Source organism: Streptomyces sp. NPDC093089 (assembly GCF_044754405.1).
Lineage (GTDB): Bacteria > Actinomycetota > Actinomycetes > Streptomycetales > Streptomycetaceae > Streptomyces.
In genome coordinates, this window is the sequence record NZ_JBIVPA010000020.1 from 54665 (window position 1) to 80897 (window position 26233).

At 71.6% G+C, this 26233-nt stretch carries 20 protein-coding genes; 5 read left to right on the plus strand and 15 right to left on the minus strand.

Features of this window, described 5'->3' with window-relative positions; translation table 11 throughout:
* Positions 1-64: 64 nt before the first annotated feature.
* Complete coding sequence (locus tag ACIQFX_RS35100; protein ID WP_402471717.1) at positions 65-769, minus strand: ribonuclease HII; 705 nt, start codon at positions 767-769, stop codon at positions 65-67.
* Positions 770-887: 118 nt separating this feature from the next.
* Positions 888-1514, minus strand: a complete 627-nt coding sequence (locus ACIQFX_RS35105) for a TetR/AcrR family transcriptional regulator (protein ID WP_402471720.1) — start codon at positions 1512-1514, stop codon at positions 888-890.
* A 132-nt stretch (positions 1515-1646) separates the two neighbouring features.
* On the opposite strand from ACIQFX_RS35105, the gene ACIQFX_RS35110 reads away from it, so the two are divergent.
* Positions 1647-3200 carry an MFS transporter gene (locus tag ACIQFX_RS35110; protein WP_402471722.1) on the plus strand — a complete coding sequence of 518 codons (1554 nt, stop codon included), beginning with the start codon at positions 1647-1649 and terminating at the stop codon, positions 3198-3200.
* A 191-nt stretch (positions 3201-3391) separates the two neighbouring features.
* Here ACIQFX_RS35110 and ACIQFX_RS35115 read toward each other — a convergent pair whose 3' ends face one another.
* From ACIQFX_RS35115 to ACIQFX_RS35130, 4 genes are all read right to left on the minus strand, one after another.
* On the minus strand, positions 3392-4303 hold the full coding sequence (locus tag ACIQFX_RS35115) for an ADP-ribosylglycohydrolase family protein (RefSeq protein WP_402471725.1): 912 nt from the start codon (positions 4301-4303) through the stop codon (positions 3392-3394).
* A 12-nt stretch (positions 4304-4315) separates the two neighbouring features.
* Positions 4316-4975, minus strand: a complete 660-nt coding sequence (locus ACIQFX_RS35120) for a histidine phosphatase family protein (protein WP_402471727.1) — start codon at positions 4973-4975, stop codon at positions 4316-4318.
* Between the two features lie 233 nt (positions 4976-5208).
* Entirely contained in the window at positions 5209-5814 is a 606-nt protein-coding gene (locus ACIQFX_RS35125; protein ID WP_402471730.1) for a YdbC family protein, read from the minus strand.
* A 42-nt stretch (positions 5815-5856) separates the two neighbouring features.
* Positions 5857-6723 (minus strand): arylamine N-acetyltransferase, encoded by an 867-nt coding sequence (locus ACIQFX_RS35130; RefSeq protein ID WP_402471732.1) that lies wholly within the window; start codon positions 6721-6723, stop codon positions 5857-5859.
* Between the two features lie 107 nt (positions 6724-6830).
* On the opposite strand from ACIQFX_RS35130, the gene ACIQFX_RS35135 reads away from it, so the two are divergent.
* Complete coding sequence (locus ACIQFX_RS35135) at positions 6831-7358, plus strand: TerD family protein (protein WP_402471734.1); 528 nt, start codon at positions 6831-6833, stop codon at positions 7356-7358.
* Positions 7359-7498: 140 nt separating this feature from the next.
* On the opposite strand, the gene ACIQFX_RS35140 is transcribed toward ACIQFX_RS35135, so the two are convergent.
* The 3 genes from ACIQFX_RS35140 to nrdR all read right to left on the minus strand — a co-directional run bounded on the left by ACIQFX_RS35140 (position 7499) and on the right by nrdR (position 12114).
* Complete coding sequence (locus tag ACIQFX_RS35140) at positions 7499-8239, minus strand: class I SAM-dependent methyltransferase (RefSeq protein ID WP_402471738.1); 741 nt, start codon at positions 8237-8239, stop codon at positions 7499-7501.
* 300 nt (positions 8240-8539) lie between these two features.
* Positions 8540-11431, minus strand: coding sequence for a vitamin B12-dependent ribonucleotide reductase (locus ACIQFX_RS35145; RefSeq protein ID WP_402471741.1), 2892 nt, complete (start codon positions 11429-11431; stop codon positions 8540-8542).
* Positions 11432-11604: 173 nt separating this feature from the next.
* On the minus strand, positions 11605-12114 hold the full coding sequence (nrdR, locus tag ACIQFX_RS35150; protein WP_402471743.1) for a transcriptional regulator NrdR: 510 nt from the start codon (positions 12112-12114) through the stop codon (positions 11605-11607).
* Positions 12115-12559: 445 nt separating this feature from the next.
* Here nrdR and lexA point away from each other — a divergent pair, with 445 nt between their 5' ends.
* Positions 12560-13348 (plus strand): transcriptional repressor LexA, encoded by a 789-nt coding sequence (lexA, locus tag ACIQFX_RS35155; protein WP_017237805.1) that lies wholly within the window; start codon positions 12560-12562, stop codon positions 13346-13348.
* Between the two features lie 92 nt (positions 13349-13440).
* Here lexA and ACIQFX_RS35160 read toward each other — a convergent pair whose 3' ends face one another.
* The 5 genes from ACIQFX_RS35160 to ACIQFX_RS35180 form a co-directional block, all read right to left on the minus strand.
* Positions 13441-15414, minus strand: coding sequence for an ATP-dependent DNA helicase (locus tag ACIQFX_RS35160; RefSeq protein ID WP_402471746.1), 1974 nt, complete (start codon positions 15412-15414; stop codon positions 13441-13443).
* Between the two features lie 59 nt (positions 15415-15473).
* A complete protein-coding gene (locus tag ACIQFX_RS35165) occupies positions 15474-17348 on the minus strand; it encodes an IucA/IucC family protein (RefSeq protein ID WP_402471749.1) in 1875 nt (624 codons plus the stop codon).
* 67 nt (positions 17349-17415) lie between these two features.
* Positions 17416-18072: a GNAT family N-acetyltransferase gene (locus ACIQFX_RS35170; RefSeq protein ID WP_402471752.1), complete on the minus strand. Its 657-nt coding sequence runs from the start codon at positions 18070-18072 to the stop codon at positions 17416-17418.
* Between the two features lie 182 nt (positions 18073-18254).
* Positions 18255-20243: an IucA/IucC family protein gene (locus tag ACIQFX_RS35175; protein ID WP_402471754.1), complete on the minus strand. Its 1989-nt coding sequence runs from the start codon at positions 20241-20243 to the stop codon at positions 18255-18257.
* A 35-nt stretch (positions 20244-20278) separates the two neighbouring features.
* Complete coding sequence (locus ACIQFX_RS35180; protein WP_402471757.1) at positions 20279-21721, minus strand: diaminobutyrate--2-oxoglutarate transaminase family protein; 1443 nt, start codon at positions 21719-21721, stop codon at positions 20279-20281.
* Positions 21722-22049: 328 nt separating this feature from the next.
* Here ACIQFX_RS35180 and ACIQFX_RS35185 point away from each other — a divergent pair, with 328 nt between their 5' ends.
* Both ACIQFX_RS35185 and ACIQFX_RS35190 read left to right on the plus strand, forming a co-directional pair.
* Positions 22050-23225: a trypsin-like serine peptidase gene (locus tag ACIQFX_RS35185; protein WP_402471758.1), complete on the plus strand. Its 1176-nt coding sequence runs from the start codon at positions 22050-22052 to the stop codon at positions 23223-23225.
* 126 nt (positions 23226-23351) lie between these two features.
* Entirely contained in the window at positions 23352-24518 is a 1167-nt protein-coding gene (locus ACIQFX_RS35190; protein ID WP_402471760.1) for a trypsin-like serine peptidase, read from the plus strand.
* Between the two features lie 126 nt (positions 24519-24644).
* On the opposite strand, the gene hflX is transcribed toward ACIQFX_RS35190, so the two are convergent.
* Entirely contained in the window at positions 24645-26138 is a 1494-nt protein-coding gene (gene hflX, locus ACIQFX_RS35195) for a GTPase HflX (RefSeq protein WP_402471763.1), read from the minus strand.
* Between the last annotated feature and the right edge of the window lie 95 nt (positions 26139-26233).

The following is a 26233-nucleotide window of genomic DNA, read 5'->3' on the forward strand; positions in this document are numbered from 1 at the left end:
GGCACGCATGTGCACCCCGGGCGCGTGAGGGGTCGCCCTGCGGCGGGTCCCCGCGACCGGAAGATCAGAAGTCGAAGCCGAGTTGGCCCCCGCTTTCCAGCGCGGCCGCCTCGGCGGAGAGGCGGACTTTCTTGAGGTGGCGCCACCGGGGCAGCGCGTCCAGGTACGACCAGGAGAGGCGGTGGTACGGGGTGGGTCCCAGCTCCTCGAGCGCCGCTTTGTGGACCGGGGAAGGGTAGCCCGCGTTGGCGGCGAAGCCGTACGCCGCGTAGCGCTCGGCCTCCAGTTCCGCCATGAGGGTGTCCCGGCGGACCTTCGCGATGACCGAGGCGGCCGCGACGGCGATGCAGGACTGGTCTCCCTTGATCACCGTACGGACCTGCCAGGGGCTGCCGAGGTAGTCGTGCTTGCCGTCGAGGATCACCGCGTCGGGGCGCACGGGGAGGCCTTCGAGCGCGCGGACGGCCGCGAGGCGCAGGGCCGCGGTCATTCCGAGCTCGTCTATCTCCTCCGGGGAGGCGTCGCCGAGGGCGTACGCCGTGACCCACTGCTCCAGCTCGGCCGCGAGCGCGGTCCGGCGTTTGGGGGTGAGCAGTTTGGAGTCGGTGAGGCCTTCGGGGGCCCGGCGCAGACCGGTGACGGCCGCGCACACCGTGACGGGGCCGGCCCACGCCCCGCGCCCGACTTCGTCGACTCCGGCGACGACCTTGGCGCCGCTGGTGGCGCGGAGCGATCGCTCGACAGTGTGAGTGGGAGGTTCGTACGGCATGGCGCAGGCCAGGTTACGCCGCCCGGTGCCGCGCGCGATACCCGGATTCCCCCAGGACCCCCGGGAGGCCTCCGCGCCCGGCCTCCCGGACCGTCGTTCCCGTGCCCGCGCGCCCGTTTCAGCCGCGTTCCGCGCGTACCAGCGGCATCATGATCCGGTCGATCACGGCGGCGATCTCGTCGTCCGGCCATTCGCTCCCGCACACCTTGGAGCGGTACATCATCATCGCGGGGATCACATCGAGCACCAGGTCGTCCACCGCGTCGGAACGCACCTCGCCCCGGTTGATTCCGCGCCGCAGCACCTCCCTGAAGAGGCGGGTGGACGGCTCGACCACTCCGGCGACGATGAGTTCATGGAAGCGCTCGGCGGAGTCGGCGTCGCATTCGTGAAGCACCGCGCGCAGGGCGAAGCCGGGCTTGGAGTACATGACGTCCCGGACGCGGAGGCAGAGCTCGTACAGGTCCTCGCGCACGCCGCCGCGGTCCGGGGCCTCGTCGAGCGTGGGCAGTCCGGCCTGGAGGGCGTCCGCGACGAGGTCCTCCTTCGACGGCCAGCGGCGGTACACCGCGGCCTTGCCCGTCTGCGCGCCGACCGCGACGCCCTCCATCGTCAGACCGTTCCAGCCGACGCTCCCGAGCTGTTCGAGCGCGGCCTCAAGGATGGCGCGTTCGAGGACAGGACCGCGGCGTCGCAGCGACGCCCCTTCCGGCCGGGCGGCGGCCGCGGAGCGCGAAGTAACCATCAGGCTCTCTCCGTTGTGGTGATTCGGATCGTCGGCAGCGCTCAGTGAACGGTTGCGTTCACTGTGGGGGACTCACTACCGTGGCGAACAGTGAACGGGCGCGTTCACTAATTCTTCCGTGGGGGATCCATAGTGACAACTTCTCCGCTGGACACCCAGACCAAGGACGGACCCGCCCGCTCCGCGGGCCGGCCGGGCATCGCCCTGGCCGTCATCGCCGCCTGCCAGCTGATGGTCGTCCTCGACGCGACCATCGTGAACATCGCCCTGCCGCACATCCAGGACGCGCTCTCCTTCTCGACGACCGATCTGTCATGGGTGCTCAGCGCCTACACGCTCACCTTCGGCGGCCTCCTGCTGCTCGGCGGGCGCGCGGGGGACATCCTGGGGCGCCGCCGGGTGTTCCTGGCCGGCATCCTGCTCTTCACCTTCGCCTCCCTGCTCGGCGGCTTCGCCCAGGAGCCCTGGCAGCTGCTCGCCGCGCGGGCCCTGCAGGGCGTGGGCGGCGCCATCGCCTCGCCCACCTCGCTCGCGCTGATCACCACGACCTTCCCCGAAGGACCCGAACGCAACCGGGCGTTCGGCGTGTTCGCCGCCGTCTCCGCGGGCGGCGGCGCCATCGGCCTGCTCGCCGGCGGCATGCTCACCGAATGGCTCGACTGGCGCTGGGTCCTCTTCGTCAACGTGCCGATCGGCCTGCTGATCGTCTTCCTCACCCCGCGCTACATCGCCGAGTCCGAGCGCCACCCGGGCCGTTTCGACATCGCGGGCGCCACGACCTCGACGCTGGGCATGGCGGCGCTGGTGTACGGCTTCATCCGGGCCTCCGAGGAGGGCTGGAGGGACGCGCTGACCATCGGCTCCTTCATCACGGCGGTGGTCCTGCTCGTGGCCTTCGCGCTCGTGGAGTCGCGCGCCAAGGAACCGATCACTCCGCTCCGGATGTTCGCGGACCGCAACCGCTCGGGCACGTACGTGATCATGCTCAGCCTGTCGGCCGCCATGTTCGGCATGTTCTTCTTCATCGTGCTGTGGGTCCAGGACGTCCTCGGCTACAGCCCGATCCAGTCCGGACTCGCCTTCCTCCCCGTGACCGTCGCGATCGGCCTCGGGGCGGGACTCGCGCAGCGGTTCCTCCCGGCCTTCGGCCCCAAGCCGTTCATGGTGGCGGGGGCGGCGATCACCGCCGCGGGCCTGTTCTGGCAGATGTTCATCACGGCCGACAGCGGATACGCCGACGGCGTGCTCGGACCGATGCTCCTCTTCGGCTTCGGCATGGGCCTCAACTTCGTGACGCTCACGCTCACGGCCGTCTCCGGAGTGGCCCAGCACGAGGCCGGGGCCGCGTCGGGTCTGCTCAACGCCACCCAGCAGGTCGGCGGTTCGCTCGGTCTCTCCATCCTGGTCACGGTCTTCGGCACCGCGAGCCGCGAGGAGGGCCTCCGGCAGGTTCCCGCCTTCCTCTCGGCCTCGACGCCCGAGCAGAAGGCCGAGTTCGCGCAGACCAAGCAGCTGCCCGCCCCCTGGGGCCACGAGGTACTGACCTCGGGCATCGCCTCGGCCTTCATGGCGGCCGCGGTGATGGCCTTGATCGCTCTCGTCACGGCCGTCCTGATGATCCGGGTCCGCAAGACCGACCTGGAGGCGCTGAGCGGCCGCGCGGAGGCTTCGGGTCCGATGGCCTGATCGCCCGGTGACGGCGAACCCGACCGACCGCAGAAGCCGTGGTCCCTCCCCCCGGCCGGGGGAGGGACCACGTACGCCGTTCGAAGCCCGACACCTGCCGGCTCAACGCATGCCGCTCGACTCACGGCGATCGACACACGCCCGTCGGCGCACACCGGCCGATACACGCCCGTCGGCGCACGCCGTACGGCTCAGGCCGACGCCCCGTCCGGGACCCAGTCGGGAAGCGCCTCGGTCTGCCGCAGCCAGTCGGCGGGCGGCGCACCGGCCGCGGTGCCGGCCACGACGCCGCCGGCGATGGCGCAGGTCGTGTCGACGTCGCCGCCGACCTGCGCGGTCGTCCAGAACACCCGCTCGAAGTCGCCGAGGCCGCGGGCCGCGGACCAGAGGGCGAAGGGCACGGTGTCGTGCGCACTGGTCCGCCGGCCGCTGCCGAGGACGGCGGCGACCGTCGTCGCGTCGCCGTAGTCGAGCATGTCGCGGGCCCTGCGCAGGCCCGCCCCGACGGCACTGCGCGGCACCAGGGCGATGACCCCGTCGAGGAGCGCCTCGGGCGTGGGCGGTCCGGCGGGGTCGGCGGCGAGCGCAGCCGCGGCGGCGACCGCCATGGCGCCGACGACGGCCTCGCGGTGCTGGTGTGTCGTGTACGCGGAGATCTCGGCCTGGTGCGTGGCCTGCTCGGGGTCGTCCGCGTACCAGGCACCGAGCGGGGCGATCCGCATCGCGGCGCCGTTGCCCCAGGAGCCCTGGCCCTTGAAGAGCGCGGCGGCCAGTTCCCGCCAGTCGCCGCCCTCCCGGATGAGCCGGAGCATCCGGTTGACCGCGGGGCCGTAACCGCGGTCGAAGTCGTGGTGGTGGGCGAAGGACAGCGCCAGGGCGTCCTGGTCGATGCGGTCGTGGTGCACGAGCACGGCCAGGACGGAGCAGGCCATCTCGGTGTCGTCGGTCCACTGCCAGGGGCCGGCGGGGAGCTCACGCCGCTTCAGCAGGGGGTAGTGGGCGGGTACGAAGAACTGGGAGCCCAGGGCGTCTCCCACGGACAGCCCGCGCAGGCTGGCCAGGGCGCGGTCGAAGCGCCGGTCGAGTGAGGAGTCAGCGGTCATCGCTCTGCCACTCTATCCGGTGTGGCCGTACGGTTCCGGGGTGCGCCAGCGTTCGAACGGCCTGTCCAGGCGGTAGCGGCCGTCCTCGCCGAGCAGCAGGGTGCGGGTCTCGGCGTTGCCGGGGTTCGACAGCGACTCGAAGTCGGCGACCGTCCAGTGGAACCAGCGCATGCAGAACAGTCGCATGGTGAGTCCGTGGGTGACGAGCAGGACGTTCGGCGGGTGGTCGGGGGCCTCGAAGCTGCGGTAGAGGCTCTCCAGGAACGCGCCGACCCGGTCGTAGACGTCGGCGCCCGACTCGCCCTGGGCGAAGCGGTAGAAGAAGTGCCCGTACGCGTCCCGGTAGGCCTTCTGCAGGCGCACGTCCTCGCGCTCCTGCCAGTTGCCCCAGTCCTGTTCCCGCAGGCGGGGCTCCTCCCTCACCCGGACCTGCTCCGGCGGCAGCCGGAAGGCCCGGAGGGTCTCGTGGGTGCGGCGGTACGGAGAGACGTAGACGCTGACGGGTTCGTCGCCGAAGACCTCCCGGAGCCGCTCGCCCGTCGCCTCTGCCTGCCGCCGGCCGGTCTCGGTGAGGCGCAGCGCGTGGTCGGGCTCGCGTTCGTACACCGTGTCGTCGACATTGCCCTCGGACTCGCCGTGCCGTACGAGAACGATGCGCCGCGGTCGTGCCATACCCAAGACCCTAGATCCCGGGTTCCCGACCGGCTCGGGCGGGCCCTCCCCACCCGACCTCCGTACGGCGTACGAGGGGGCGGCCCGTACGGTGTACGAGCCGGTGACCCGTGCGGATCATCCGGCCCGGATCGCACCGCCACGCCTGGTCGCACCGTCGTGCCGGTTCGCACCGCCAGGCCTGATCACAACGCCGACGCCGGGCCTGATCACAACGCCGACGCCGGGCCTGATCACACCGTCCACGCCGGTTCGAGCTGCACCACGTCGCCGGAGAGCGCCGCGACGTCGGCGGCCGTGCGGGCGCGGAGCCCGAGGCGCTCGATGCGCTCCACCCGGTACTTGCCGTGCTCGGCGGCGGAGTGCCACAGGGAGAGCACGAGGAACTCGCTGCCGGGCGCCTCGCCGAAGAGGCCCCGGAGCATGCCGGGGGACCCGGCCATCGCCGGGTTCCAGACCTTCTCCTGCATGAGGGCGAAGTGTTCGGCACGGTCCTCGTGGACACGGCAGTGCGCCACGCGTGCCACGTCGGCGTCGGCGAACCGCGGTTCGAAGCCCGTCTTCACGTCGAAGCGGTGGTCGAACAGCTTGACCTGGGCGTCCTTGAACGAACCCGCCTGCGAGGCGGCCAGTCGATCGTGCGACCGCGCCATGAAGGAGTCGTAGAAGGCCCGGCTCTCCCAGAACGCGAAAATGTGGGCGACGTCCGGTCGAGCCCGGCTCCACCCGCCGCCCTGGCCCCGGAATCCCGGCTCACCGAGCAGCCCCGCCCATTTCCGCTGCCCCCGCTCGAACCCTCGACGGTCCGTCACGGTGCAGCGAATCCACTTGACCAGCACCGCGCCATCGTACGGGGCGGGGGAGCGCCCCGGCAGACCCTCTCAGACCCCCGCCGGGTGCACGCGCTCGAGCCCCGCGCGCTCCTCGTCGTCCAGTTCGATCCCGAAGTCGGCCTCCAGTACGGCGGTCAGTTCGCCCACGGTCACCACCCGCTCCTCGGTGGCACCGTCCGTGCGGACCGTCGACAGCGCGTCGCGCACGAGGGCCCTGCGGACGCCGGGTCCGGGGCGCTGGGCCACGACCTGGCCGAGGAACCGCGACTGCGGATGGCTGGAGCTGTAGTGGTTCATGACGGTGAAGTCGCCGGGGTAGAGGGTCTGCGGGGCGAACGCGTACAGGTCGGTCCAGCCCTGCGGCCGCAGGGAGCGCAGGACGTGGATCCCCTCGTCCTCCGCGCCGATCCCGAACGTCCAGCCGCCCTGCTCGACGCGGGCCCCGTCCCGCAGGGGCACCGGTTCCAGCGGCCCCTGCCAGCCGAACCCCACGTCGACGAGCCACTGTTCGCCGTCCACCGCGACGACGAGCAGGGCGTGGGTGACGGGCGTCAGCGTCCCGCCGCGCGACCGGTTGCGGGCCCCGCGACCGGCCACCAGGAACCCGATCCGTTCGAGGACCGCCGCGAACAGGGAGTTCTGCTCGTAGCAGTAGCCTCCGCGGCGCCGCTCGACGAGCTTGCCCTGGAGGCTCTTGAGGTCCAGCGGGACCCGCCTCCCGAGGGCGACGTCGAGGTTCTCGAACGGAATGGCCCGGACGTGGGCGCGGTGAAGCGCCGTCAGCGTCCGCAGATCGACGGCGAGTTCCCCGTCACGCCCGACCTCGTATTCGATTCGAGCCAGATATGCGTCGAGATCCAGCTCGTCACCGCTCCACACACCGTTCTCCCCCTCAAGCGCCGGGTGCTCTGTCACAGCCCCATGACACCATGGGCAATCAGCCCAGGACCACGGGCTTTTCAGCGGGTGGACGGGATGCGGGCGAGGCGTGCGCGGGGGCGCACAGGAAGAGGGGAAGCACCATGAGCGGACTCAACAAAGGGGTGGGACGGGTCGAGGTCACGCTCAGGTGGGACCCCGCGCCGGCCGGCTCGCCGGCCCACGACCTGGATCTCGTCGCGGGCGTCTTCTCGGCCGCCGACCCGCACGGGGCACCCGTGTACCTGGTGCACTTCGGCAGCCGCTCCCCCGACGGCACGATCACGCTCCACCGCGACAGCCGCACGGGCCAGGGCTTCGGCTACGACGAGGCCATGACCCTGGAGCTGGACCGGCTTGCCCCGGAGTACGCGCGCGTGGTGGTGGGCGTGGCGATACAGCAGAACGGCGGCCGGCTGGTGTTCGGCTCGATAGCGAACACGGGCATACGGGTCCGCGAGGGGTACGACGACCTCCTGACCCACGACTTCGCGGACGTGCCCGACGCGCTGTCGGCGACGGTCGTCGAGTTCACCCGCGCCGGGTCCGGCTGGTCGTACCGTCCGATCAGCCACGGCTTCGACGCCGACCCGCAGGCCTTCGCCACACTGCTGGGCACCGCACGGGTCTGATCCTTCGGGGCGTACGCGAAGGAGGCGCCGACCGGTGGTCGACGCCTCCCCTGCCGCACTGCCGGTCCGCCCGGAGCCCGCCACCGGGCGGACCGCCGCAGGTCGGACCCGGAGGCCGCTGACGGGCGACCGGCGTCGGGTCAGGCGCGGCAGCGCAGCATCTCCAGGGGCGGGTTGGCGAGGAAGTCCGCCCAGAATTCCTCGCCGAACGCCTCGACGCCCGCGTCGGACACCGTGAGCGGGACCCAGGTCAGCTCGCTGAATCCGGCCGCCAGCAGGCACTTCTCGTACACCTCGCGGCGCGGGAAGGTGCTGACGATCGTGATCGGCCGGTCGAGCAGCGCGGTGGTCCGGACTCGCGGCCCGGCCTCGGCCTCCTCGCCGGTCAGCTCGGTGACGAAGCCGTACTTGGCCAGCGAGGGGCCGGCGAAGTCGTAGTCGGGCGACTGGTTGAACAGGAAGAGCTCGGCACCGGGCGCCAGGTTGGCGTGCACGTTGCGGCACATCCGCTCCATGGCCGCGATGTCCTCGGCGTAGTTGAGCAGCTGCACCGCCACGGCGACGTCGAAGCGCTGCCCGAGCGGCCGCAGTTCGGCCGCGTCGGCGACGCCGTAGCGCACGCCCAGCGGATCGCGCTCCTCCAGCTCCTTCGCGACGGCGACCATCTCGCCGGAGATGTCGAAGCCGAACACGTCGGCGGCGCCCCGCCGCTTGAACTCCCGGCTGTAGAAGCCGGTTCCGGAAGCGAGGTCCAGGACCGACCTGCCGCGCACGTCCCCGACCATGGCGAGGAAGCTCGGCACCTCCCCGTACCGCACTGCCGGCAGGGCCTTGAAGCCCTCGAACGCCTCACCGATCTCGTCATACTGCTGCACGCTCATCGTGCCGCCCTCCCCTGTACGCCGTCGGGTTCGCGGCCTCGGCTCCCACCCCTGGGACACGCCTCGGCCTCCGGCGGTAGTCTTCCCGCCTCCTGACGGGCCGTCGTACTGGCGGAAGCCACGAAGATCCGTACACCTCAACGGCCTTGTGTACGGGCGCCGCACCGCCGGACGTGCGCGGAAGGCACCCCCGCGGGCACGACGAAGGGGACCGGCACTCGGCCGATCCCCTTCGTGAACCGCTGGTCAGCGACCCTTGCGGGCTACGCCGGACGTTCGGGTCCGACGCACGCCGTCAGGTCAGCTGCAGCCGCTGGTCGAGCCGCAGCCCTCGCAGATGTAGCAGGAGCCGGCGCGCTGCATCTTCGTACCGCAGGAGAAGCAGAGCGGGGCGTCGGCGCTGATGCCGAGCTGCATCTCGACGAGCTCCGCCGAGGTGTGCGCCTGCTTCGGAGCCGGGACCTCGGTCTTCGGGGCCGGGGCCGCGACGGCCTTCAGTTCCTGGGCGCGGGGCGCGGACTGGGCCAGCCCTTCGACGTCGACCTCGTCCTCGGCCTGCTCGTACGAGCCGGTGTCGAGGTGGCGCTGACGCTCCTCGGCCGAGTGGATGCCGAGGGCGGAGCGGGTCTCGAAGGGCAGGAAGTCGAGCGCCAGGCGGCGGAAGATGTAGTCGACGATCGACTGCGCCATCCGCACGTCCGGGTCGTCCGTCATGCCGGCCGGCTCGAAGCGCATGTTGGTGAACTTGGAGACGTACGTCTCCAGCGGGACGCCGTACTGCAGGCCGACGGAGACGGCGATGGAGAAGGCGTCCATCATGCCGGCGAGGGTGGAGCCCTGCTTCGACATCTTCAGGAAGACCTCGCCGAGACCGTCGTCCGGGTAGGAGTTGGCGGTCATGTAGCCCTCGGCGCCACCGACGGTGAAGGAGGTGGTGATCCCCGGGCGGCCCTTGGGGAGGCGCTTGCGGACCGGACGGTACTCGACGACCTTCTCGACGGCCTCGCGGATCGTCGCCTCGGACTTCGCGGTGACCTCGGCCTTCTCGTCCTCCTTCTTCTTGGCGGAGAGCGGCTGGCCGACCTTGCAGTTGTCGCGGTAGATCGCGAGCGCCTTGACGCCCATCTTCCACGCCTCGAAGTAGACCTCCTCGACGTCCTCGACCGTCGCCGTCTCCGGCAGGTTCACGGTCTTGGAGAGGGCGCCCGAGATCCACGGCTGGATGGCGGCCATCATGCGGACGTGGCCCATCGCGGAGATGGAGCGCTCGCCCATGGCGCAGTCGAAGACCTCGTAGTGCTCGGCCTTCAGGCCGGGGGCGTCGATCACGTTGCCGTGCTCGGCGATGTGGGCGACGATCGCCTCGATCTGCTCCTCCTGGTAACCCAGGCGGCGCAGGGCCTGCGGGACGGTGCCGTTGACGATCTGCATCGAACCGCCGCCGACGAGCTTCTTGAACTTGACCAGGGCGAGGTCGGGCTCGAGGCCGGTGGTGTCGCAGGACATCGCGAGACCGATGGTGCCGGTCGGGGCGATGACCGAGGCCTGGGCGTTGCGGAAGCCGTTCTTCGCGCCGAGGCGGATGACGTCCTGCCAGGCCTCGGTGGCGGCGGCCCAGATCGGCGAGTCCAGGTCGTCCATGCGGACGGCCTTGGTGTTCTCGTCGGCGTGCTGCTGCATGACGCGCTGGTGCGGCTCGGCGTTGCGGGCGTAGCCGTCGTACGCGCCGACGACCGCGGCGAGTTCGGCGGAGCGCTTGTACGAGGTGCCGGTCATCAGGGAGGTGATGGCACCGGCGAGGGCGCGGCCGCCGTCGGAGTCGTACGCGTGGCCGGTCGCCATCAGCAGGGCGCCGAGGTTGGCGTAGCCGATGCCGAGCTGGCGGTAGGCCCGGGTGTTCTCGCCGATCTTCTGGGTGGGGAAGTCGGCGAAGCAGATGGAGATGTCCATCGCGGTGATGACGAGCTCGACGACCTTGGCGAAGCGCTCGACGTCGAAGGACTGGTCGCCCTTGCCGTCGTCCTTGAGGAACTTCATCAGGTTCAGCGAGGCGAGGTTGCAGGACGTGTTGTCCAGGTGCATGTACTCGCTGCACGGGTTCGAGCCGTTGATGCGGCCGGACTCGGGGCAGGTGTGCCAGTGGTTGATCGTGTCGTCGTACTGGATGCCCGGGTCGGCGCAGGCCCACGCGGCCTCGGCCATCTTGCGGAAGAGCGACTTGGCGTCGACCTCCTCGATGACCTCGCCGGTCATGCGCGAGGTGAGACCGAACTTCCCGCCGGACTCGACGGCCTTCATGAACGTGTCGTTCACGCGGACGGAGTTGTTGGCGTTCTGGTACTGGACGGACGTGATGTCGTCGCCGCCCAGGTCCATGTCGAAGCCCGCGTCACGGAGGGCGCGGATCTTCTCCTCCTCCTTGACCTTGGTCTCGATGAAGTCCTCGATGTCGGGGTGGTCGACGTCGAGGATGACCATCTTGGCCGCGCGACGGGTGGCGCCGCCCGACTTGATCGTTCCCGCGGAGGCGTCGGCACCGCGCATGAAGGAGACCGGGCCGGAGGCGTTGCCGCCGGAGGAGAGCAGCTCCTTGGAGGAGCGGATGCGGGAGAGGTTCAGGCCGGCGCCGGAGCCGCCCTTGAAGATCATGCCCTCTTCCTTGTACCAGTCGAGGATGGACTCCATGGAGTCGTCGACGGACAGGATGAAGCAGGCGGAGACCTGCTGGGGCTGCGGCGTGCCGACGTTGAACCAGACCGGCGAGTTGAAGCTGAAGATCTGGTGCAGGAGGGCGTAGGCCAGCTCGTGCTCGAAGATCTCGGCGTCGGCGGGCGAGGCGAAGTAGCCGTGCTCCTCGCCGGCCTTCGTGTAGGTCTTCACGATCCGGTCGATGAGCTGCTTGAGACCGGTCTCGCGCTGCGGGGTGCCGACGGCACCGCGGAAGTACTTGCTGGTGACGATGTTGACCGCGTTCACCGACCAGAAGTCGGGGAACTCGACGCCACGCTGCTCGAAGTTGATCGAGCCGTCGCGCCAGTTGGTCATGACGACGTCACGGCGCTCCCAGGCCACCTCGTCGTACGGATGCACGCCGGGGGTGGTGTGGATGCGCTCGATGCGCAGGCCCTTGCTCGCCGACTTGGCTCCCTTGGTGCGGGAACCACGTGCCGGGCCGCTCGCCGTCTCTGTCATGCCGCCTCCCATATACGGGCAAAACACACTTTGGCGCCCAGATAGTCCCAGGGCACCGTCTTCTGTACGTCGTTCTGTACTGCTGCCACGAGGACCGCGCGGGTCGCTCGGGGCACGTCTGCCGGGCCGCACGGCGGCCGGTCGCCGGGCCTGGGTCGGCCCGGACCGCCGATCTAGTCGGCGGCGGTGGCGGGAACGGGGACCTCGGGGGTCGCACCGGTCCCGCTGTTCTCAGCGAGAGGCCGCACGCGGAGCTCCGCGATGGCGGCCTCGAAGTCTTCGAGGCTGTCGAAAGCCTTGTACACGGATGCGAAGCGCAGGTAGGCGACGAGGTCGAGCTCCTGCAAGGGGCCGAGGATGGCCAGACCCACGTCGTGGGTGGTCAGCTCGGCGCTCCCGGTGGCGCGCACCGCCTCCTCGACCCGCTGGCCGAGCTTGGCGAGGGCGTCCTCGGTGACCGGTCGCCCCTGGCACGCCTTGCGGACGCCGGAGATGACCTTGGTACGGCTGAAGGGTTCGGTGACGCCGGAGCGCTTCACCACCATGAGCGAGCAGGTCTCCACCGTCGTGAAACGACGGGAGCAGTCGGGGCACTGGCGACGGCGACGGATCGACGTCCCGTCGTCGGTGGTGCGACTGTCGACGACACGGCTGTCGGGGTGCCGGCAGAAGGGGCAATGCAAGGTTCCGACCCTTCCTCACGGCACGACTGACGAGCCTCACCGGCCCGTCAAGGCCCTGCGAAGCGACCACCAGCATAGGCGATACGAGCACCCCCGGCAGACCGAGGACCACAACCCCTGGGTGGTCGGTGTCATACAACCACTAGATCTAGGGTTACGGGCGATTCCGCGCCCTGCGCGTGTCGCAAGGCCCCCGGTACCGGGATTCCGGGCCCTCGGATGCGACACTGGAAGGCGCGACGGACGCCCGCGACGCAGCGGCGAGGTTACCGTCACGCGCCCCGCCGCGACCGCGACGGGTGCGGCGTGAGAGTGCACATACACCCCCATGCATAGAGGCGTAAGGCAATCTGCGATTTTTCACTCGAACGTGTGTTTGGCGCAACCTTTCGAAAGCTACTACCGTTGTGCCAGCCAGGGAGACCATTCGAGAGGGGCCGACGACGTGACCACCACCGCAGACAGTGCCACCATCACCGCCCAGGACCGCTCCCAGGGCCGACTCGAGCCGGTGCACGCGATGAATGACGCAAGCATGAACGGCGAGGAGCCCGGGCGACCCGCCCGCGCCCTTCCCGGGCGACCTCCAGGCATCCGGGCGGACAGCTCGGGACTCACCGACCGGCAGCGCAGGGTCATCGAAGTCATCCGTGACTCCGTCCAGCGCCGCGGATACCCGCCGTCGATGCGCGAGATCGGGCAGGCGGTCGGCCTCTCCAGCACGTCCTCCGTGGCCCACCAGCTCATGGCACTGGAGCGCAAGGGCTTCCTCCGCCGCGACCCGCACCGCCCCCGGGCGTACGAGGTCCGCGGCTCGGACCAGCCGAACACCCAGCCGACGGACACCACCGGCAAGCCCGCCGCGTCGTACGTCCCGCTGGTCGGCCGGATCGCCGCCGGCGGCCCGATCCTGGCCGAGGAGTCCGTCGAGGACGTCTTCCCGCTCCCCCGGCAGCTGGTCGGCGACGGCGAGCTGTTCGTCCTCAAGGTCGTCGGCGACTCCATGATCGAGGCCGCGATCTGCGACGGCGACTGGGTCACCGTCCGCCGCCAGCCCGTCGCGGAGAACGGCGACATCGTCGCCGCCATGCTCGACGGCGAAGCCACCGTCAAGCGCTTCAAGCGCGAGGACGGCCACGTCTGGCTCCTCCCGCACAACGCGGCGTACCAGCCCATCCCCGGCGACGAGGCCACCATCCTCGGCAAGGTCGTGGCGGTGCTGCGGCGGGTGTGACCCACCCCGCCGGCTCTGACCGGGCCCCGGGACCAACTGCGCCGGTCCCGGGGCCCTGCCGTGTCCACAGGGGCCCCGGCACCCGCCGGGGCTCAGTCGCTCGCCGCCTTCGAGACCGCGTCGATCGCGGCCAGGGACTTCCGCACCTGGTTGCGGTCCGTGGTGTACCAGAAGTCGGGCAGCGAGGCCTTCAGATAGCTGCCGTACCGGGCCGTGGCCAGCCGCGGGTCGAGCACCGCCACGACACCCCGGTCGCCCGTGGCCCGCACCAGCCGGCCCGCGCCCTGCGCCATCAGCAGCGCCGCGTGGGTCGCCGCGACCGACATGAAGCCGTTCCCGCCGGCCTCCTCGACGGCCTTCTGGCGTGCGCTCATCAGCGGGTCGTCCGGGCGCGGGAACGGGATCTTGTCCATGACGACCAGCTGGCAGCTGGGCCCCGGGACGTCCACGCCCTGCCAGAGCGACAGCGTGCCGAAGAGGCAGGTCTTCGGGTCGGCGGCGAAGTTCTTGATCAGCTCGCCCAGGGTGTCCTCGCCCTGGAGCAGGATCGGCATCTCCGGGATCCTGGTCCGCAGCTCCTCCGCGGCCTGCTGCGCCGCACGCATGGAGGAGAACAGGCCGAGGGTCCGGCCGCCGGCCGCCTCGATCAGTTCGGTGAGCTCGTCGAGCATGTCGCCCCGCTGCCCGTCCCGCGCGGGAGGGGAGAGGTGCTTGGCGACGTACAGGATGCCCTGCTTCGGGTAGTCGAACGGAGAGCCGACGTCGATGCCCTTCCAGACGGGCAGGTCGTCGCCCTTGGTGCCCTCCGGGGCCAGCCCGAGCGAGGCTCCGACACCGTTGAAGTCGCCGCCGAGCTTGAGCGTGGCCGAGGCCAGCACCACGGAACGCTCCGTGAAGAGCTTCTCCCGCAGCAGGCCCGAGACGGTGAGCGGCGCGACCCGCAGCGAGGCACCGAAGCGGTCGTGACGCTCGTACCAGACGACGTCCCACTCCGAGCCCTGGGTGATCCGCTCCGCCACGCCGTGGACGGTCTCCACCGAGGCCATGGCCTGCCTGCGCACGGCGTCCTCGTCCTGGACGGACCGGTCGCGGGTCGAGCCCAGCGCCGTGATCACGGCGCGCGCCGCGTCGCGCAGTGCCATCAGCGCGTACGCCAGGTCCTCCGGGATCTCCTCGAGCCGGCCCGGCAGGGCCAGCTCCATGACCCGCTCGAAGCCCTCGGCCGCGGTCTGCAACTGGTCCGCGACCTTCTCGTCGACGAGCTTCGCCGACCGGCGCACGGCACGGTTGACCTGGCCCGGAGTGAGCTCCCCCGTGGCCACGCCGGTGACCCGGGAGACCAGCTCGTGGGCCTCGTCGACGATGAGCACCTCGTGCTGTGGGAGCACCGGGGCGCCCTCGATGGCGTCGATGGCGAGCAGGGCGTGGTTGGTGACGACGACGTCGGCGAGCTTGGCCCGCTCGCGGGCGGCCTCGGCGAAGCACTCCGCGCCGTACGCGCACTTGCTCGCGCCCAGGCACTCCCGGGAGGAGACCGAGACCTGCGCCCAGGCCTTGTCGGAGACGCCGGGCGTCAGGTCGTCCCGGTCGCCGGTCTCCGTCTCGTCCGACCAGTCCCGCAGCCGCAGCAGGTCCTGGCCCAGCTTGCTGCTGGGCGCCGCCGCCTCGAAGGGGTCGAACAGGCCGTCCTCCTCGTCCTGCGGGACGCCTTCGTGGAGCCGGTGCAGGCAGAGGTAGTTCGACCGGCCCTTGAGCATGGCGAACTGCGGGCGGCGGCGCAGCTGCGGGTGCAGCGCGTCGACCGTCCGGGGAAGGTCGCGCTCGACGAGCTGGCGCTGCAGCGCCAGGGTGGCGGTGGCCACCACCACCCGCTCCCCCTGGGCCAGCGCCGGCACGAGGTAGCCGAGCGACTTGCCCGTGCCGGTGCCGGCCTGGACGAGGAGGTGGGAGTTGTCGTCGATGGCCTCAGCCACGGCCGTGGCCATGGTCACCTGGCCGGGCCGCTCCGTGCCGCCGACGGCGGTGACGGCGGCGTGGAGGAGGTCGGGGAGGGATGGCTTCGTCATAGCCCTTCCACCCTACGGGGCACCACTGACAGCTCCGTCACGTCGATCACGCGCATGCGTCACGCGAGCGGGTTGGGGACGGTGCCGTGGACGGCCGCGTGGGGGCGTTCGGGCCGGTCGCGGTAGCCGTCCAGGTGCAGACGGTTGCGGTTGAGGCAGAGCCGCTCGATGCGCGGGGTGAGGAGATCGAAGAGCTCGAACCGTTCCTTCAGCTCGGGGAAGCGTGCCTGGTGGCGGAGGATCTCCGCGCGGACGAGGGACCAGAAGTCCGCCTCGGGCACTCCGAGTTGTTCCTCGCACAGCGGAGCCAGGTAGCGGAAGACCCCGACGAAGAGCCCCGAATGGATGAACTGGACGAGGAAGTCGGGTTCCTCGGTGAGGAGGACGGCACGGACGTCGTCCGGCATCGGCCCGTGCTCGGGGAGGGCCTGGGCGCTGATGTTCACGTCGTCGACGAAGTCCTTGATCGCCAGGCGTACGGGGACGTCGTCGCCGTCGTAGACGACGATCGCGTTCTCGCCGTGCGGGGAGAAGACCGTGCCGTAGCGGTACAGGAAGTGCAGCAGCGGCGGGAGCAGCGCGCCGAACAGGTGCCGAAGCCAGACCGCGGGGTCCAGGCCGGAGCGCTCGACGAGTTCGGCGACGAACGCCCGCCCGTCCGGGTCCGTGTGGAGCAGCGAGGCGAGGGTGCGGGCGCGCTCCCCCGGGGGCAGCCTCAGCGGCTCGCGCCAGATCGCGCCGAGGAGTTCCTTGTACTGGTACGGCACTTCGGGGAGCCGGTCGTAGAGGGGGTGCTCGACGGTGACGGAGGCGACCTCGCCGAGGAGGATCACCCCGCACTCGTCCCGCAGGAACGGGTCGCCCGCGCGCAGGTCCTGGACCCAGGCGGTCACGGCGGGCGCGGCGAGGGTGCGCTCGGTGGGCAGGCCGCGCCAGACGAGGGTGTTGAGCACCGACAGCGGGAGTTTGACCGTGTGCCGGTCGGGGCGGCTGGTGTTGAGGAAGGTGCGGACGGACTGCTGCGGGAGCCGGAGGTCGGCGTCGGCGGAGAGCGGGACGACGGTCCCGGCGGCGACGGCCGGGGCGTAGAGCGGGAGCAGGACCTCGTCCCACTGCCAGGGGTGGACGGGCAGCAGGAGGTAGCCGTCGGGTTCGAGGCCGCGGGCGGTCAGTTCGGCGCGGAAGGCGGCGAGGACCTCGGGGTCGAGCTCCTGGGCGTAGAGGCGGTCGGGGGTGTCGAGGCCGGACACGCCCCGGTAGGCGGCGAGGCGGTTGCTGACGGCGATCCACGGCAGCCGGGTGGCCCGCCGTGCCTCGGGGGCCCAGCGGGCGGCGTCGGTGGAGGAGAAGCCGATGCGGCCTTTGTTGAGGACGAGCCAGGGGTGGCCGGTCTGATGGCCTTCGAGCTCGGCGTACGGGAGGTCGGCGAGCCGGGCGGCGGTGAGGGCCGTGTGGTCGAGGCGGGTGTCGGCGGCCAGGGTGGCGGAGAGCTCGCGGATGAGGTGTCCGAGGGTGGCGCCGTCGAGCTGGAGGAGGCGGCGGGCGCGGACCAGGAAGTCGAGGGGGTCGGTCATGGGCCGGCCGTCGTGGGTGATCGAGTCGGCGGCGATCCGCCAGCTGCCGTAGGCGCCGCGGCGGGCACGGAAGGTGAGCGTGCTGCCGTCGTCGAGGCGGAGCGCGTGGCCGTCGGGGGCGCCGTCCCCCTCGGGGACGGGTTCCAGGATCTCCTCGTAGGCGAACTCGGCCAGGGCTTTGGCGAGCAGGCGGGAGGAGGCCTTGGTCCAGGCGGCCGCGGTCAGCTCGGGGGGCGCGAGCAGCGTGGGGGCCGGCGCCGGTGCCTGCGGGGCTGCCGGTGCCTGCAGGGCCGGTGTTACGTCCGTGGCGGCCTGGGCGGGCGGCGTGGGCTGGGCGGAGTCGTGGGGTGCAGGGGACATCGACACGAGGACTCCTCGGAGTGGGAACCGCTGTGGGCCGAGCGGTGTATGAAAGACAGAGGGTTGTTCACAGAACGTGACGGAGCGCGCGGTCACGGATCATGAGCGCCGCTTGTTTGTCGGGGAGGTCGACTTCCGCCGCGTAGCGGAAGCCGCCGCTGAGGAAGGCGGAGACGGAGGGGGTGTTGCGGATGTCCGGTTCGGCGACGACCCGGGTGCAGCGGGGACGGTGGTCGAGGACGAGATCGGCGACGGCGCGCAGGAGCGTCGTGCCGACGCCCCGGCCCCGGTCGGTGACGCCTCCGATCAGGAGATGGATACCGGTGTCGTGGGGCCGCGCCGGGTAGTGCCGGGCGAGCGGGTCGAGATCGGCGCGGTAGAGCTCGAAGTAGCTCATGGGGGTGCCGTCGAGCACGCCGAGGCAGGGGACGCTCCGGCCGTCGCCCTCCAGCTGGGCGCGGAGGTGTTCGGCGGTCACGGTCTCGGGGCCGGCGAGTTCCCAGAAGGCGGCGACGGCGGGGTCGTTCATCCATCGCGCCAGAAGCGGCAGGTCCCGTTCGAGTCGCACGGGGACGAGCTTGAAGGTGCCGACCGGGGTCGTGGTCGCGGCCCAGTCGGCGACGGAGTCCAGAAGGTCGCCGTCGAGGAGGGCGACGAGGTCGTCGACCCTCAGGTCGAGGGTGTCGTCCTCGGGCGGGCCGACCGGTGGGTGGATGGGTGACACGTTGTCGCTCTCCTCTCGGCGATGTGATCGGGGCGTGGGCGCTCCGGTGGTGCGTGCGGGTCCCCCGTGGGCGTCCTGCGTGCGGGGGGGGCAGGTCCTGCTTGCGGGGAGGTGCGGCAGGTCCTGCGTGCGGGCGGGGTCGGCGGGTTCCGCGTGCGGGGCCTGGCTGTGGGTGGGGGTGTTCAGCCGGTACGGAGGGGGTTGGTGACGGTGACGTAGACGGACTGGGTGTCGACAGGGCCGACGAGTTCGTCCAGGCCGTGCAGGCGGGTGAGGAGGTTGGCCTTGCTGCGCAGGGTGGCGGCCTCAAGGAGCCGGTGCGGCAGGGGTGAGCCCAGGCCGGTGGCGGAGGCGAGGAAGCTGCGGAAGGCGGCGAGCAGGACGCGCTCGTCGGCGAGGCGCTGGGAGCCGAAGGCGCCGATCAGACCGAGGACGTTGTTGATGCCGAGGTAGTAGGCGAAGCGTTCGTCGGTGACCTGGTCGGAGACGAAGGTGTCGCTGCGGGCGCCGATGCCGGGAAGGCGGCTCTCCAGCTCGGCGCGGTGGGACTCGCGGAAGTAGTAGCCCTGGTTGTCCCGGTAGCGGCCGCCGACCGGCCAGCCGTCCGGGTCGAGGAGGACCAGGGTGTTCTGCTGGTGGGCTTCCAGGGCGATGCCGGCGTGTCCGTCGAGCCAGAGGACGGGGCGGACGACCTGGTCGAGGTAGCGGAGGAACCACTCGGCGGCGACGGCCGTGAGGGGGCGGCCGGTGCGGGCGGAGAGCCGGCCGACGATGTCGGCGAGCCGGGAGCGCACGGCGGTGCTCCCGGGCCAGGGACGGGGGGTGGTGAGCGAGGCGATGCAGACGGCGTCGTCGCCGGGGCCGAAGGGGTTGTGGCGGATCATGACGTCGAGTCCGGGCACGGGGGTTCCGTCCGGGGCGTCGACGGCGAGCCAGGCGGGGTCGCGGACGATGTCGAAGCCCGGGTGGACCGCCTGCCACTCGTCGACGAGGCCGGTGCGGAGGAGCCGGTGGACCTCGACACCGCGGTGGAGCTCCTTGCGGAGGTTCTCGCGGCGGGAGTTGGTGATGCGCAGGCCGAGGGAGAGCTTGAGCATGGCCCGGGCGCCGGGGCGGTGCACGGTACGAACGGAGGAGGTGGGGTGCCAGGGGCTGCCGTGGAGGCCGAGGTCGTGCAGGAGGCCGGCGTCGAGGAGGGCGCGGACGTCGGGGCGGTGCAGGAGTTCGCGGGCCTGCCAGGGGTGCAGGGGCAGGGGCGCGGTGCCGGCGGGGAGGGTGATCCCTTCGGCGAGGGCGACGGCGAGCTGCTCGGCGGTGACGGGTCGGCCCTGTTCGGTCCAGGCGGAGTCGGAGGCCAGGAGAGAGGAGTCGACGGCCATCCAGTGGAGTGGGAAGGCGCCCTGCAGTTCCGGTGAGTAGAGCCGGGCCTCGGCCTCGGAGAGGCCTTCGCGGCTCTTGGGCGTGGGGTGGAGCGGGTGGCCGAGCAGGAGGGACTGCTCGGCCGCGAGGAAGAGGTCGGCGTCCGGGTGCGGCTGGGGCCGGTGGCGGCGCTCGGTGAGGAAGTCCGCGGTGCGGCGGGCGGAGTCGGCGACGCGGCCGACCAGTTCGGTGCCCTCGGGACGGCCGGACTCCCTGCTCAGCAGGGCGGCGACGGTGACGGCGTCGACGGTCGGCGCCGAGGCCGGGAGCCCTTCGAGGGTGGGGGCGCCGAAGCGGTGCCAGCCGGTGGTCGACCAGTAGCGGACGGGGACGAGGAGGGCGGTGCCGCTGGCGTCGAGGGGGATGCGCAGGGTCGTGCCGGTGGGGGCGGGGAGGTTCTTCTCCCGGACCCAGCAGCGGAGGAGGTTCTCGACGGCGGCCGTGTCGGCGGCGCGAGCCGGATCGGGATCGTCCAGGGGGTCCGCGCTGGCGGCCGGCTGCGGAGTCCTGGTGTCGTACGGGCCGGTGTGCTGGCGCGGGACGGTGGGCTCGTCGGCGGGACCGCGGCCGGTGGTCGGGAGAGCAGGAGCCGAGAGGCTGGTGGCCTGGAGGGCGGTGGCTTGGAGGGCTGGGGCGGGGAGGCCGGCAGACGGGAGGGGGGTGGTCGGGAGGGCGGGGGGCGGGGAGGTGAGGTCGTCGAGGGAGAGGGGTGCGTCGGCCTCGGGAGCCGGGGAGGTGGGCGTGGGGTTCACGGGGCTTCCTTGGGGTGGGGCCGGGGGCGTCCGGGTCAGTGGGACGGCCCGGGGGCGGTTCGGGGGGCCGTGGCCCGGCGGGAGGCGGGTGGGTGGGGGGTGTGGGCCCGTTCGGCCGCGGCCAGGGCGTCGGCGAAGCGGTCGAGGACGGCGGTGGCCTGCTCGTCGGTGAGGGTGAGCGGGGGCAGGAGCCGGACCACCGCGGAGTGGCGGCCGCCGAGCTCGACGATGAGGCCGCGGGCGAGGCACTCCTGCTGGACGGCGCGGGCCAGGGCGGGGGCGGCGGGCGGGACGGCGTCGTCCGGTCCCGCCGCTTCGGGGGCGACGAGTTCGACGCCGATCATCAGGCCCCGGCCGCGGACGTCGCCGACGCAGGGGTGGGCGGCGGCGAGGCCCTGGAGTCGGCCGAGGATACGGGCGCCGAGGATGCCGGCCCGCTCGGCGAGTCCGTTCTCGCGGACGTACGCGAGGGTGGCGGTGCCCGCGGCCATGGCGAGCTGGTTGCCGCGGAAGGTGCCCGCGTGGGCGCCGGGTTCCCAGGCGTCGAGCTCGGACCTGTAGACGATGACGGCGAGGGGGAGGGAGCCGCCGATGGCCTTGGAGAGGACCATGACGTCGGGCACGACGCCGCTGTGCTCGACGGCCCAGAAGGCGCCGGTGCGGCCGACGCCGGTCTGGACCTCGTCGACGACGAGGGGGATGGAGCGGTCGGCGGTGATCCGGCGCATCCGGCGCAGCCAGTCGTCGGGGGCGGGGATGACGCCGCCCTCGCCCTGAACGGCCTCGACGATCATTCCGGCGGGGGCGGTGACGCCGCTCTTGGGGTCGTCGAGGAGGCTCTCGGTCCAGTGGGCGGAGAGTTCGGCGCCGCGGTCGCCGCCGACGCCGAAGGGGCAGCGGTAGCGCTGGGGGTAGGGCAGCCGGGTCACCCGGACGTCGTCCGCGCCGCCGGAGGCGGAGAGGGCACCGGCCGTCATGCCGTGGTAGGCGCCGGTGAAGGCGAGGAGGCCGCGGCGGCCGGTGGCGGTGCGGACGAGTGTGAGGGCCGCCTCGACGGCGTCCGTGCCGGCCGGTCCGCAGAACTGGATGCGGGCGTCGGCGGCGAGTTCGCCCGGCAGGGTGGCGAACAGCTCGGAGGTGAAGGCGTCCTTCACGGGGGTGGCGAGGTCGAGGACGTGGAGCGGTGCGCCCGAGTCGAGGACCTTCTTGATGGCTTCGAGGACCACGGGGTGGTTGTGGCCGAGGGCGAGCGTTCCCGCGCCGGAGAGGCAGTCCAGGTAACGGCGGCCGTCGGCGCCCTCGATGGTCAGTCCCCTGGCCCGTACCGGGACGATCGGCAGGGAGCGCGCGTAGGTGCGCGCGGCGGACTCTCGCTGGGTCTGGCGGCCCAGGATCCCTTCGTACCCGCCCCCTTGGTCCGTCGGGGTGTGAGCCCGGGCGGCCGGTGGTACGGCCGGAGCTGATTCGGTCACGGCCACGGCTCGTTGTCCTCCCGCGGTAACAGTTGCGTTGCACATCGGGGCGGAGTCGAGTCGCCCGCAAGGGCCGTCCTGAACGCCACCGTTGTGTCCCCCGTACGTACCAACGACGGGAACTGCCAGGGATCACGGGCCGGGGGCAAGTTCTTGGCGTGTCCCGGATCACGGCACGGCAACGGCCAGGTGGTGCCCGGAACCGATCACGAGGCGCGTACCGTCCCCTCCGGCACCGGCATAGTGGGGGCCGTCGGTCGTGCCCGGGAGGGCGCGGCCGCCCTTCACCACGCACACGTAGGACAAGTTGACGTAGTCCCAGGGGGATCACGAGATGCGATCGATTCGCCCGCTGCTGACGGCGGCTTCCGCCGTCGCGGCGCTGACGCTCACCGCTACGGCCTGCGGGCCGAGCGAGGAGAACGCGGCAGACAAGCCCAGCGCGCCCGCGAGCCTGAACCCGGCCGACAAGATCAAGATTCCGGAGGACCTGAAGGAGCGTCTGAAGGAGCACGGGATCGACGTCGACAAGTGGCGCAACGGCGAGTGGAAGAACTGGGACCGCGACAAGTGGCTGCGTGAGGCCAAGGACTTCGTCAACCCGATCATCGAGGACCTCTGGGACCCGGACCGGATGCGCGAGGCCGAGCGGCCCGACAAGCCGGTCGAGGAGGAGGACATCTCGGGTGACAAGGGTGTCACCGACCCGACTCCGGCCGTGGTGCGGGCGAGGCCGGTGGACGCCAAGTACCACGCCAACGCGCCCGAGTCCGGGAAGGTCTTCTTCGACGGTCCCGAGGGCTCGATGGTCTGCTCGGCCACGGTCGTGAAGGACCCGGCGCACCCGGGCAAGTCCAACATGGTGTGGACGGCCGGGCATTGCGTGCACAAGGGCAAGCAGGGCGGCTGGTACCGCAACATCGCCTTCGTGCCCTCGTACAACGACTCGGCGCTGCCGACGTCGGACCTGGAGAAGGCGACGCGGGAGCAGATCGCGCCGTACGGCGTGTGGTGGGCGGACTGGGTCAAGACGTCCGACCAGTGGATCTCCCAGGGCGCGTCCACGGGCGGTGCGGGTGCTCCGTACGACTTCGCGGTGATCCGGGTGACCCCGGAGAAGGGCTCCTCGGGCAAGTCGCTTGAGGAGACGGTCGGTTCGGCGCTTCCGGTCGAGTTCAACGCGCCGGCGGTGCCGAAGGTCAAGAGCCTGACGGCGACCGGGTACCCGGCGGCGCCGCCGTTCGACGGCCAGAAGATGTTCCAGTGCCAGGACAAGCCGGGCCGTCTGTCGCTGAAGGCGGAGCAGCCGACGATGTACCGGATCGGCTGCTCGATGACCGGTGGTTCGTCCGGCGGCGGCTGGGTCGCCCAGGGCGCCGACGGCAAGCCGGCGCTGGTGTCGAACACCTCGATCGGCCCGTCGACGGCGGGCTGGCTGGCGGGTCCGCGCCTCGGACCCGAGGCCAAGGCCGTCTTCGACGAGGTCAGCAAGAAGTACGCCGGCCAGTAGGCGCGGCACGGAGGCGGGGCCCTCGGGTCCCGCCTCCTCCCTGTCAGGGCCGACCGGCACACCGTGCACCGCTCATGACACGTCCATGGCAACACTGACATGGCGAAACCAACGGGGAATCCATCCATGCGTTCCATACGAGCCCTACCCGCCGCCCTCGGCCTGGTCACCGCGCTCGCGCTGACCGCCACGGCCTGCGGCCCCACCGAGACCCCGGCGTCCGACAAGCCGGCCGCCGGGGCGAGCAGCTCCGCACCGGCCGGCGGCGACGCCGGCGCCGACCTGACCAAGGACCTCGCCGACAAGCTCGAGAAGCACGGCGTCGACCTGGACAAGTGGAAGAACGGAGAGTGGAAGAACTGGGACCGGGAGAAGTGGCTCCGTGAGGCCGAGGACTTCGTCAACCCGGTGATCGAGGGCCTCTGGGACCCGGCCCGCATGCAGTCGGCGAAGAGCCCGGACCCGACGATCACCGCCCAGGCCGGCACCAGCGGCAGCGACCCGACCCCGCGGCCCGTCAAGGCGCAGCGCGAGAAGACGCCGTACCACCGCAACGCGGCCCCGGTCGGGAAGATCTTCTTCGACTCGCCCCAGGGCTCCATGGTCTGCTCCGGCACGATCGTGAAGGACCCGCGCCGGCCCGGGAAGTCGAACCTGGTCTGGACGGCCGGGCACTGCGTCCACGCGGGCCAGAAGGGCGGCTGGTACCGCAACATCACCTTCGTCCCGGCCTTCAACGACCTGGGCAAGTCGCCCGCGGCGCTCGACAACGCGCAGCCGCACGAGGTGTACCCGTACGGCCAGTACTGGGCCGACTGGGCCGTGACCTCGGGTGAGTGGCTCCAGCGCGGCGGCACGAACCAGGCCTGGCCGTACGACTACGCCGTGCTGCACGTGCGGCCCGAGCGGGGCGGCAAGTCCCTGGAGGAGACCGTCGGGGCGGCGCTGCCCGTCGACTTCTCGGCGCCGACGCCCGCCGCTTCCGGGACGGTGGGCGCCTGGGGTTACCCGGCGGCTCCGCCGTACAACGGCATGATCATGCACAAGTGCCTGGACCGGGCGACGCGTTTCACCACGGCGCCGGCCACGCCGACGATGTACCGGATCGGCTGCACGATGACCGGCGGTTCCTCGGGCGGCGGCTGGTTCCGCGTGCTGCCGAACGGCAAGACGGCGCTCGTGTCGAACACGTCGATCGGCCCGGCCGGCGGCAACGGCTGGCTCGCCGGCCCCCAGCTGGGCAAGGGCGCCAAGGCGGCCCACGAGATGGTCAGCAAGAAGTTCGCCCGCTGACCCGACCGACGGCACCACGACCGAGGGCACCACGACCGAGGGCACCACGACCGAGGGCGCTGTCCCCCTCCCTTCGCGGGGAGGGGGACAGCGCCCTCTGCGTGGTGCTGCGTGGTGCGCGGCAGGTCAGTGCGCGGCGGGAACGAACGGCGCGAGCAGCGCCGCCAGCTCCTCGTGCACCCGGGCCTTGAGCAGGGTGCCCTCCGGGGTGTGCTCCTCGGACTCCACCTCGCCCTCGGCGTGCACCCGGGAGACGAGGCCTCCCTGCGTGTACGGCACGAGGACCTCGAGCCCGACCTGCGGGCGCGGCAGTTCGGCGTCGATGAGCGCGAGCAGCTCCTCGATGCCCTGGCCCGAACGGGCCGAGACGACGAGGGAGTGCTTCTCCCGCCGCAGCAGCCGCTGGAGCACCAGCGGGTCGGCCGCGTCCGCCTTGTTGATGATGACGATCTCCGGCACGTTCATCGCGCCGACGTCCCGGAAGACCTCGCGCACGGCGGCCAGCTGCTCCTCGGGCGCCGGGTGCGAGCCGTCCACCACGTGCAGGATGAGGTCGGACTCGGCGACCTCCTCCATGGTGGAGCGGAACGCCTCGACCAGGTGGTGCGGCAGGTGCCGGACGAAGCCGACCGTGTCGGCCAGGGTGTAGACCCGGCCGGTGGGCGTCTCGGCCCGGCGCACGGTCGGGTCGAGGGTGGCGAACAGGGCGTTCTCCACCAGCACGCCCGCACCGGTGAGCCGGTTGAGCAGGGAGGACTTGCCGGCGTTGGTGTATCCGGCGATGGCGACCGACGGCACCTTGTTGCGGCGGCGCTCCTGCCGCTTGATGTCGCGGCCGGTCTTCATCTCCGCGATCTCCCGGCGCATCTTCGCCATCTTCTCGCGGATGCGGCGCCGGTCGGTCTCGATCTTGGTCTCACCGGGACCGCGGGTGGCCATGCCGCCACCGCCGCCGCCGCCCATCTGCCGGGAGAGCGACTGGCCCCAGCCGCGCAGTCGCGGCAGCATGTACTGCATCTGCGCGAGCGCTACCTGGGCCTTGCCCTCTCGGGACTTGGCGTGCTGGGCGAAGATGTCGAGGATGAGGGCGGTCCGGTCGACCACCTTCACCTTGACGACGTCTTCGAGGGCGATGAGCTGGCCGGGGCTGAGCTCGCCGTCGCAGACGACGGTGTCGGCACCGGTCTCGATGACGATGTCGCGCAGTTCGCGCGCCTTGCCCGAGCCGATGAAGGTGGCCGGGTCCGGCTTGTCGCGGCGCTGGATGACGCCGTCGAGCACGAGGGCGCCCGCAGTCTCGGCGAGGGCGGCGAGCTCCGCGAGGGAGTTCTCCGCGTCCTGCACCGTCCCCGAGGTCCACACACCGACCAGCACGACGCGCTCCAGGCGCAGCTGGCGGTACTCGACCTCGGTGACGTCCTCGAGCTCGGTGGAGAGGCCGGCGACACGGCGCAGGGCCGCGCGCTCGGAGCGGTCGAGCTGGTCGCCGTCCCGCGCTCCGTCGATCTCGTGGCTCCAGGCGACGTCCTCTTCCATCAGGGCATCGGCCCGAAGGCTCTCCGTACGGCTCGTCTCCGCGAAGCTCTGCTCGTCCTGGGAAGGGGAAGAAGAGGAGGTCATTGGATCCTTACGTCGAATGAAGCGATGGGTCTGTGTCCGTGGCAACGCGTGGGGGCGCCGGAAGATTCCCGGGCCGGCCGCGCCGCCGACCTGAC

Coding starts and splice junctions, on each gene's coding strand:
- ACIQFX_RS35185 (WP_402471758.1), top strand. CDS start 22,050: ATGCGATCGATTCGCCCGCTGCTGACGGCGGCTTCCGCCGTCGCGGCG.
- ACIQFX_RS35145 (WP_402471741.1), bottom strand. CDS start 11,431: ATGACAGAGACGGCGAGCGGCCCGGCACGTGGTTCCCGCACCAAGGGA.
- ACIQFX_RS35140 (WP_402471738.1), bottom strand. CDS start 8,239: ATGAGCGTGCAGCAGTATGACGAGATCGGTGAGGCGTTCGAGGGCTTC.
- ACIQFX_RS35115 (WP_402471725.1), bottom strand. CDS start 4,303: ATGACCGCTGACTCCTCACTCGACCGGCGCTTCGACCGCGCCCTGGCC.
- ACIQFX_RS35135 (WP_402471734.1), top strand. CDS start 6,831: ATGAGCGGACTCAACAAAGGGGTGGGACGGGTCGAGGTCACGCTCAGG.
- ACIQFX_RS35190 (WP_402471760.1), top strand. CDS start 23,352: ATGCGTTCCATACGAGCCCTACCCGCCGCCCTCGGCCTGGTCACCGCG.
- ACIQFX_RS35165 (WP_402471749.1), bottom strand. CDS start 17,348: ATGTCCCCTGCACCCCACGACTCCGCCCAGCCCACGCCGCCCGCCCAG.
- ACIQFX_RS35100 (WP_402471717.1), bottom strand. CDS start 769: ATGCCGTACGAACCTCCCACTCACACTGTCGAGCGATCGCTCCGCGCC.
- ACIQFX_RS35160 (WP_402471746.1), bottom strand. CDS start 15,414: ATGACGAAGCCATCCCTCCCCGACCTCCTCCACGCCGCCGTCACCGCC.
- hflX (WP_402471763.1), bottom strand. CDS start 26,138: ATGACCTCCTCTTCTTCCCCTTCCCAGGACGAGCAGAGCTTCGCGGAG.
- ACIQFX_RS35105 (WP_402471720.1), bottom strand. CDS start 1,514: ATGGTTACTTCGCGCTCCGCGGCCGCCGCCCGGCCGGAAGGGGCGTCG.
- ACIQFX_RS35120 (WP_402471727.1), bottom strand. CDS start 4,975: ATGGCACGACCGCGGCGCATCGTTCTCGTACGGCACGGCGAGTCCGAG.